The organism is Streptomyces sp. RP5T (assembly GCF_003933965.1).
In the GTDB taxonomy this organism is placed as follows: Bacteria; Actinomycetota; Actinomycetes; order Streptomycetales; family Streptomycetaceae; genus Streptomyces.
The window spans coordinates 1-7,433 of the sequence record NZ_RSAJ01000426.1 but is presented as its reverse complement, the minus strand read 5'-3'; the positions used below and the strand labels follow the sequence as shown (position 1 = coordinate 7,433).

The following is a 7,433-nucleotide window of genomic DNA, read 5'->3' as shown; positions in this document are numbered from 1 at the left end:
ACCTAACGCCGGCGCCCGAACCCCGAGGCGAGCGGCATCCGCAGTCCCAGCGGCGGCGGCGCGGCGAGCGCGTCCTGCACGGGGCGGGACAGCACCCGTCCGAACAGCGCCCCCATCACGAAGTCCTCGGTCAGGGCCTGTACTTCGGCCCGGTACTGGTGCAGTCCGTGACCGTCGGCGTGCACCTCGAACCGGCACACCTCGCGGTTCGCCTTCTTCGCCCGGGACGCCAGCCGGAACGACAACTCCGGGTCCACCTGCTGGTCGTTGGTCCCGTGCACGATCAGCACCCGCCGCCCCACGAGCTGCTTGACCGGCTCGGAGGCGACCGCCACGTCCTCCTCCGGCAGCCAAGGGGCGATCGCGACCACGGAGTTGACGGCCTCGTGCCCGCCCGCGCGCAGTGCGGCCCGCCCGCCCATGCCGATGCCGACCAGGGACACGGGGACGTCGCCGTAGCGCCGTACGACCTCGTCGGCGGCCCAGGTCGCGTCGTGCGCGGGATGCGCCTCGCTGCCGTTCCACCCGCGATAGCGGTAGTGCACCAGATGGACCGCGAGCCCCTCGGCGTGCCCCGCGCGGGCGAGCCGTCGTCCCAACGCCCGCGCGGCGGAGGGGAGTCGCATCGAGGAGGGTCTGCGCAGAGAGGTCTCGTCGCCGCCCGGGAGGAGCAGCACCACCCCGCTCACCGCCACCGGCTCCGGGCCGAGTGTCCTGCCCAGTCGGGCGCTGCGAACCGGCGTCGCTTGCTGTGCCATGACAGAACAGTGTCAGAAGCCGGGGTGTACGACACGGGGCGGGGCGGTCACCGTTACGTATCGGCGGATTCGTACAGGGAGCGCTCTACGCGCGTAGGAGTTAGAGTGCGAAGATGACGAGCCAGACTGACCGGATGGGGAAGTCCCCGAGCCCGGACCAGATCCGCCGGGCGCCCAAGGTTCTGCTGCACGATCACCTCGACGGCGGGCTGCGCCCCGGCACGGTCGTCGACCTCGCCCGGGAGAGCGGGTACGCCGGACTCCCCGAGGACGACGCGGACCGGCTGGGCGTCTGGTTCCGGGAGGCCGCCGACTCCGGTTCGCTGGAGCGGTACTTGGAGACCTTCTCGCACACCGTGGGCGTGATGCAGACCCGTGAGGCGCTGGTGCGGGTGGCCGCCGAGTGTGCCGAGGACCTCGCCGAGGACGGCGTGGTCTACGCGGAGGTGCGCTACGCCCCCGAGCAGCACCTGGAGAAGGGGCTGACCCTCGAAGAGGTCGTCGAGGCCGTCAACGAGGGCTTCCGGGAGGGCGAGCGCAGGGCCAGGGCGAACGGCCACCGCATCCGCGTCGGCGCCCTGCTCACCGCGATGCGGCACGCGGCCCGGGCCCTGGAGATCGCCGAACTCGCCAACCGCTACCGCGACCTGGGCGTCGTCGGGTTCGACATCGCGGGCGCGGAGGCCGGCTACCCGCCCACCCGGCACCTCGACGCCTTCGAGTACCTCAAGCGCGAGAACAACCACTTCACCATCCACGCCGGCGAGGCCTTCGGGCTGCCGTCGATCTGGCAGGCCCTGCAGTGGTGCGGCGCCGACCGGCTCGGCCACGGGGTGCGCATCATCGACGACATCCAGGTCCACGAGGACGGCACGGTCAAGCTCGGACGGCTGGCCTCCTACGTCCGGGACAAGCGCGTCCCGCTGGAGCTGTGCCCCAGTTCCAATCTCCAGACCGGGGCCGCCTCGTCGTACGCCGAGCACCCGATCGGGCTGCTGCGGCGCCTGCACTTCCGGGCCACCGTGAACACCGACAACCGGCTGATGTCCGGCACCAGCATGAGCCGGGAATTCGAGCACCTTGTCGAGGCGTTCGGTTATTCGCTCGACGACATGCAGTGGTTCTCCGTCAATGCGATGAAATCAGCGTTCATTCCTTTCGATGAACGACTCGCGATGATCAATGACGTCATCAAGCCCGGATATGCCGAGCTGAAGTCCGAATGGCTGTTCCAGCAGACCGCCTCCACCAGCGGTTCTGTGGCCGAAGAGGGCTGACCGCGGAAATCCTCGGGTGCGGAATGCGGGCGGGTGTTCACAATCCGTCCGCATTTCGATGTTTGCGGCGGGTGGGTTCCCGTGTTTACGGTCATGGACCGCTGACATCCCGCAAACCCATTTCGAGGACGCATTTCATGAAGCAGTCTGCTGCCAAGACCCTCGGTGTCGCCGCCCTCGGTGCCGCCTTCGCCGCCGCCGGCGCGGGTGCCGCGAACGCCGCTCCGGCGGTCCCGGACGCCACCCAGGCGCTCGGCTCCGTCTCCCAGGGGCTCCCCACCGAGAACGTCACCAAGGCGCTGCCGGGCGCCGGTGAGGCCCTGGCGCAGGCCCAGCCCGCGGTGGGCACCGGCCTGTCGGCCGCGCAGCCCGCCGTCGAGAAGGTCCTCGCCGACGGCCCGACCGGCCCCGTCGCCGGTCTCCTCGGCGGCCTGCCGATCGGCAAGGTCCTGCCCGGCAGCGGCACCGGCCTCAACGGCCTGCCGCTCGGCTGAGCACCGCCGCTCCTCGCACGCGCCGGTGGGGCGCACCCCGGGATCACGGGGTGCGCCCCACCGGCGTACCTGCACAGGGACTACCAGGCGGTCCGTGCCTTCTCCTCCGAGGGGAACAGGATCCACAGCGCTATGTAGAGCAGGAACTGCGGGCCCGGCAGCAGACAGGACACCAGGAAGATCACGCGCATCGTGGTCGCGGAGGTGCCGAAGCGCCGTGCCAGCGCGGCACACACTCCGCCGATCATGCGGCCGTTGGTGGGGCGGGCGAGGCGGGACATTGCGGCTCCTTCGTGAGCGTCGACGGTCCGGGTCCGAGTGACCCTTTCCAGCTGTCTTCAACGCTACGGAGACGAACAGCACAAAGCGTCGCTCTACGGTGCGATCCCGACCCTGGGAATCGTCGGGGTCCGACCCTGAGCCGGCTCCTCCTGGCGGAGGGCGGCGGGCCGGTGGCGCTCGGCCCCGCGGCGCAGCGAGCGGCGCACCGCCGGCACGATCGCGAGGTGGACGAGCGCGACGCCCGCGGTGTTCAGGAACAGGGAGTCGATGTCGACCACCTGGCCGGGCACCCCGGTCTGGAGCAGCTCTATGCCCAGGGAGATCAGCGCGCCCGCGGCGCAGGTGCGGATCAGCGAGCCGGCGGGGGAGGCCCACAGCCGGCCGTGCACCATCGGGAGCAGTAAGCCGAGCGGGGCCAGAAGCGCGAGCCCCTCGCCGATCCGGCGGGCCGCCTCCTGCCCGCCGAGGGCGAGGTCGGCGCGGATGCCGGCGAACGGGTGCAGGTTGGCGGGGACGACCCAGGGCACGTCCAGCGGGCGCAGCGTGAACCAGGCGACGAACGCGAGGTGTGCGACCAGGAGGGCACCTCCTGCCACACGGACGCGAAGGGCGGCACTGCCGCCGACGAAGCCTTGACGCTGCACGATCCCCAAGACGCCCCGCTCGGCACGATCGGTTCCGGAACCCCCCGAGGTACCTGGGTGAGGCCTGCGCCACACGCGGCGGCCGCCCCCGCGTCAGCCGCCCGTCACCTCGGTCGACGGCGGCTGGTGGCTGCCCGGCTGGGAACGGACCTCGTCCGTGCAGTCGTAGCGGCGCGGCGGCGCGGCCGTGGGACCGCCGAGGATGACGGAGCCGTCGCCCTCGGCCGCGGCCGAGTCGGACAGGGTGCACACGGCCTGGGCGAGGGCGTAGGCGGAGAGTTCGGTGGGCGGGGTGCTGAGCCGGAGCGTGTCCTCGGGGTCCCGGGGCCGCGGCCCGCCGACCGTCATGCCGCCGCGCACGTACGTCTGGTACCCGGCCTCCCGCTCGGCCGCCGACGGCGTCCCGGCGAGCTCGTCGAGAAGCCCCTGCGCGACCAGCACCCGCCGCTCGGAGTCGGCGGTCCCGTCCGGGACCCGCAGGCTCCGGTCGACGGCCACCAGCGACGCCCCGCACAGCAGGAACACCTGTACGGCCAGCCCGTGCGAGGCCTGCTGCGAGGCGTCCGGCTCGGACAGCGAGCACCGCACCCGTGAGGGCGCGGGCCCGAAGTCGGTGGGCACCTCGGTGGGCCGGATCCCGCAGCCGGCGAGCAGCAGTCCCAGCAGGGGCAGCGCCAGCAGCCGCAGCGTCCTTGGCCCGGACCGCGGCGCGTCCGCCCCGTCCCCGCGTCGTTTATCCGGGTGCCTCACGCCTGCCCCTTCTTCGCCCCGTCGTCGTCCTTCTTCTTGGCCTCCATGAGCTGCTCCGCCAGCGCCGAGGCGTCCCGGGGCAGCCGCAGCGTGAAGACGGCGCCCCCGTCCGGGGAGTTCGCCGCGGTGATGCCGCCCCCGTGGATGTGGGCGTTCTCCAGGGCGATCGACAGGCCGAGACCGCTGCCCTCGGAGCGGGGGCGGGAGGCGCTGGCCTTGTAGAAGCGGTCGAAGACATGGGGCAGGACGTCCTCGGGGATGCCGGGGCCGTGGTCGCGGACCCCGATGACCACCTCGTCGTCCGCCGCGCGCACAGCCACCCGCACCGGGGAGCCGCCGTGCTTGAGCGCGTTGCCGATCAGGTTGGCCAGGATCACGTCCAGGCGCCGCGGATCGAGGCGGGCGTGGATGCCGCGCTCGGCGTCCAGCTCCACCGCGTCCAGCCACGCCCGCGCGTCGATGCACGCGGTGATCTGGTCGGCCACGTCGACGTCGTCGAGGACCAGCCGGGCCGTGCCCGCGTCGAAGCGGGTGACCTCCATCAGGTTCTCGACCAGGTCGTTGAGCCGCCGGGTCTCGCTGACCACCAGCCGCACGGCCGGCTCGATCATCGGGTCCATCGACCCGGACTCGGCCTCCAGCTCCTCCTCCAGGATCTCCGTCACGGCGGTGATCGCGGTGAGCGGAGTGCGCAGTTCATGGCTCATGTCCGCCACGAACCGCCGGGAGGCGTCGTCCCGGGCGGCCATGTCCTCGACCCGTTTCTCCAGCGCCTCGGCCGCGTAGTTGAACGTCCGTGACAGATCCGCGAGTTCGTCGGTGCCCGACACCCTGAGCCGGGTGTCAAGACGGCCCTCGCCGAGCCGCCGGGCGGCGACCCCGAGCCGGTGCACCGGCTTCAGTACGGTCGTCGCGGCGGCCTGCGCGAGCAGCGCCGAGCCGATCAGGGCGAGCCCGGTGGCGATCCCCAGCGACCAGGCCAGGGAGTTGAGGTCCTTGGCCTCCGGCTCCAGGGACTTGAGCATGTACCCGGTCGGGCCGCCGCCGATCACACGGGTGCCCGCGACCAGATACGGGGTGTCGTGGTCGACGGTCCGCTGCCAGTACAGGTGGTAGGCGTACTTGTTGGCGGAGTCGACCTCCTGCTTCTCGTTCACCGCCTCGCGCAGCGAGACGGGCACGTCCTGGAGCGTGAAGCCGTCCAGGGCGCCCGAATTGCCGTACACCGTCCGGCCCTTGGCGTCGGAGGCCACGAGCAGCACGCTGAAGCGCTGGCTGCTGCCCGCCATCTGCCCCGCGGCCTGCTGGAGTTCGTCCTGCGTGGGGTCCTCGGGCAGGGCGCCGGCGCGGTTCTGCATCTCCTGCTGGAAGTCCCGCAGCACCGCGTCCTGGGCGCGGGTGAGCACCGCCTCGCGGTTGAGCCAGTAGGCGATCCCGGACGCCGACACGGCGGCGGTCAGCGCCACCAGGCCGAAGACGACGACGAGACGCAGCCGCAGACTCGTGAAACGCAGCCGTGACCACATACCCCTGCGCCCCGCGAACCAGCCGCGGAGCCCCCCTTGCGCTTCGGTCACTGAGGCGAGTCCAGCCGGTAGCCCACGCCGCGCACGGTACGGATCAGCGTCGGGGACGAGGGCACGTCCTCGACCTTGGCGCGCAGCCGCTGCACACAGGCGTCCACCAGACGCGAGTCGCCCAGGTAGTCGTGCTCCCACACCAGCCGCAGCAACTGCTGGCGGGACAGCGCCTGGCCCGGCCGCCGGCTCAGCTCCAGGAGCAGCCTGAGCTCGGTCGGGGTGAGCTGGAGGTCCTCGCCGTTCTTCGTCACGGTCATGGCCGCGCGGTCGATGACGAGCGAGCCGAAGGACGCCGAGTCGTTCGACTCCCGCTCCCCGCGCCGCAGCACGGCCCGGATCCGGGCGTCCAGCACCCGGCCCTGCACCGGCTTGACGACATAGTCGTCGGCGCCGGACTCCAGGCCCACCACCACGTCGATGTCGTCGTTGCGCGCGGTCAGCAGGATGATCGGCAGCTGGTCGGTGCGCCGGATGCGGCGGCACACCTCGAACCCGTCGATGCCGGGCAGCATCACATCCAGCACGATCAGGTCCGGCCGCTGCTCACGCAGCAGTTTGAGGCCGTCCTCACCGGTGGCAGCGGTGGCAACCCGGTGGCCCTGGCGCGTGAGGCTCAGCTCCAGGGCCGTACGGATGGCGTCGTCGTCCTCGATCAGCAACAGGGAAGGCACGGGCTCATTCTGGCCCATGGAGGGGGTGCGGTACGACCTGTGGGGACACGGCAGTCCATACGGCACCCGTCCGTGGGTCCGCTGTGCAATTCCTGGGACCGGCCCCTGTGACAGGTCTGTGACAGTCGGCGGACACGGCCATGAAGGTGCGGCGGCAAGCTTTTCGGCACGGGCAAGGCGGTACCGCCCGAGCAGACCGAACACCGGAAGTCCACGACGGGGGGCGCGAGATGAACACGCTGCACGGCATCAGCACCAGCGCAGTGATCACGCGGCTGCACGACGTGAACGGGGGCCGGGGTTCCGACAAGTCCGGTGCCGTGAGCGGGCGGGGGTGCGCTCGCGGCACCGGGCGTCAGCACACCGCGTACATGTCGGTGGTTGACACCATCACGGGGGAATCGCACGGGGGATCGTCGTACAGGGAGGACACGGGGGAGCGGCACTCGCTGTCGGAGGCGGAGTTCACCGCCTACGTCCAGGAGCGCCGCGCCTCCCTGTACGCCACCGCCTACCACCTGACCGGTGACCGCTTCGAGGCCGAGGACCTGCTGCAGAGCGCGCTGTTCTCGACGTACCGGGCGTGGGACCGGATCAGCGACAAGGCCGCGGTCGGGGGCTACCTCCGCCGCACCATGACGAACCTGCACATCAGCGCGTGGCGCCGCCGCAAGCTGAACGAATACCCGACCGAGGAACTGCCGGAGACGCCCGGCGACACGGACGCGATGCGCGGCACCGAACTGCGCGCGGTCCTGTGGCAGGCGCTCGCCCGGCTTCCCGAACTCCAGCGCACGATGCTGGTCCTGCGGTACTACGAGGGCCGCACCGACCCGGAGATCGCGGAGATCCTCGACATCAGTGTCGGCACGGTGAAGTCCAGCATCTGGCGGTCCCTGCGCCGCCTGCGCGAGGACGAGGTCCTCAGCTTCGGCCGTGACGAGGAGAACGCCTTCGGGGAGCTCGTCGCCTGAGGG

Annotated in this window: 9 protein-coding genes; 3 read left to right on the top strand and 6 right to left on the bottom strand. The window is 71.6% G+C overall.

Annotated elements, in window-relative coordinates:
- Window positions 1-2 precede the first annotated feature (2 nt).
- Window positions 3-758 carry an alpha/beta hydrolase gene (locus tag EHS43_RS32205; protein WP_125194210.1) on the bottom strand — a complete coding sequence of 252 codons (756 nt, stop codon included), beginning with the start codon at window positions 756-758 and terminating at the stop codon, window positions 3-5.
- Between the two features lie 113 nt (window positions 759-871).
- Between EHS43_RS32205 and EHS43_RS32200 the strand changes: the two genes are divergently transcribed.
- The gene (locus EHS43_RS32200; RefSeq protein ID WP_125194209.1) at window positions 872-2,035 is read left to right on the top strand and encodes an adenosine deaminase; all 1,164 of its coding nucleotides are present in this window, start codon (window positions 872-874) and stop codon (window positions 2,033-2,035) included.
- 137 nt (window positions 2,036-2,172) lie between these two features.
- Window positions 2,173-2,529, top strand: coding sequence for an ATP-binding protein (locus EHS43_RS32195; protein WP_125194208.1), 357 nt, complete (start codon window positions 2,173-2,175; stop codon window positions 2,527-2,529).
- A gap of 80 nt (window positions 2,530-2,609) precedes the next feature.
- Here the strand turns inward: EHS43_RS32195 and EHS43_RS32190 are convergent, their stop codons facing one another.
- The 5 genes from EHS43_RS32190 to afsQ1 form a co-directional block, all read right to left on the bottom strand.
- On the bottom strand, window positions 2,610-2,810 hold the full coding sequence (locus EHS43_RS32190; RefSeq protein ID WP_125194207.1) for a PspC domain-containing protein: 201 nt from the start codon (window positions 2,808-2,810) through the stop codon (window positions 2,610-2,612).
- Between the two features lie 93 nt (window positions 2,811-2,903).
- Window positions 2,904-3,455: a VanZ family protein gene (locus tag EHS43_RS32185; RefSeq protein ID WP_125194206.1), complete on the bottom strand. Its 552-nt coding sequence runs from the start codon at window positions 3,453-3,455 to the stop codon at window positions 2,904-2,906.
- Between the two features lie 93 nt (window positions 3,456-3,548).
- Window positions 3,549-4,142, bottom strand: a complete 594-nt coding sequence (locus EHS43_RS32180) for a hypothetical protein (protein WP_125194211.1) — start codon at window positions 4,140-4,142, stop codon at window positions 3,549-3,551.
- A 59-nt stretch (window positions 4,143-4,201) separates the two neighbouring features.
- Window positions 4,202-5,731, bottom strand: coding sequence for a HAMP domain-containing sensor histidine kinase (locus tag EHS43_RS32175; RefSeq protein ID WP_185806506.1), 1,530 nt, complete (start codon window positions 5,729-5,731; stop codon window positions 4,202-4,204).
- Window positions 5,732-5,778: 47 nt separating this feature from the next.
- The gene (gene afsQ1 / locus EHS43_RS32170; RefSeq protein ID WP_185806505.1) at window positions 5,779-6,456 is read right to left on the bottom strand and encodes a two-component system response regulator AfsQ1; all 678 of its coding nucleotides are present in this window, start codon (window positions 6,454-6,456) and stop codon (window positions 5,779-5,781) included.
- Window positions 6,457-6,686: 230 nt separating this feature from the next.
- Between afsQ1 and EHS43_RS32165 the strand changes: the two genes are divergently transcribed.
- The gene (locus tag EHS43_RS32165) at window positions 6,687-7,430 is read left to right on the top strand and encodes a SigE family RNA polymerase sigma factor (RefSeq protein ID WP_125194204.1); all 744 of its coding nucleotides are present in this window, start codon (window positions 6,687-6,689) and stop codon (window positions 7,428-7,430) included.
- Window positions 7,431-7,433: the final 3 nt, after the last annotated feature.

What these genes read in the sequence shown, in the direction of transcription:
- EHS43_RS32200 (WP_125194209.1), top strand. Translation starts at nt 872, where the DNA reads ATGACGAGCCAGACTGACCGGATGGGGAAGTCCCCGAGCCCGGACCAG.
- EHS43_RS32165 (WP_125194204.1), top strand. Translation starts at nt 6,687, where the DNA reads ATGAACACGCTGCACGGCATCAGCACCAGCGCAGTGATCACGCGGCTG.
- EHS43_RS32195 (WP_125194208.1), top strand. Translation starts at nt 2,173, where the DNA reads ATGAAGCAGTCTGCTGCCAAGACCCTCGGTGTCGCCGCCCTCGGTGCC.
- EHS43_RS32205 (WP_125194210.1), bottom strand. Translation starts at nt 758, where the DNA reads ATGGCACAGCAAGCGACGCCGGTTCGCAGCGCCCGACTGGGCAGGACA.
- EHS43_RS32175 (WP_185806506.1), bottom strand. Translation starts at nt 5,731, where the DNA reads ATGTGGTCACGGCTGCGTTTCACGAGTCTGCGGCTGCGTCTCGTCGTC.
- EHS43_RS32190 (WP_125194207.1), bottom strand. Translation starts at nt 2,810, where the DNA reads ATGTCCCGCCTCGCCCGCCCCACCAACGGCCGCATGATCGGCGGAGTG.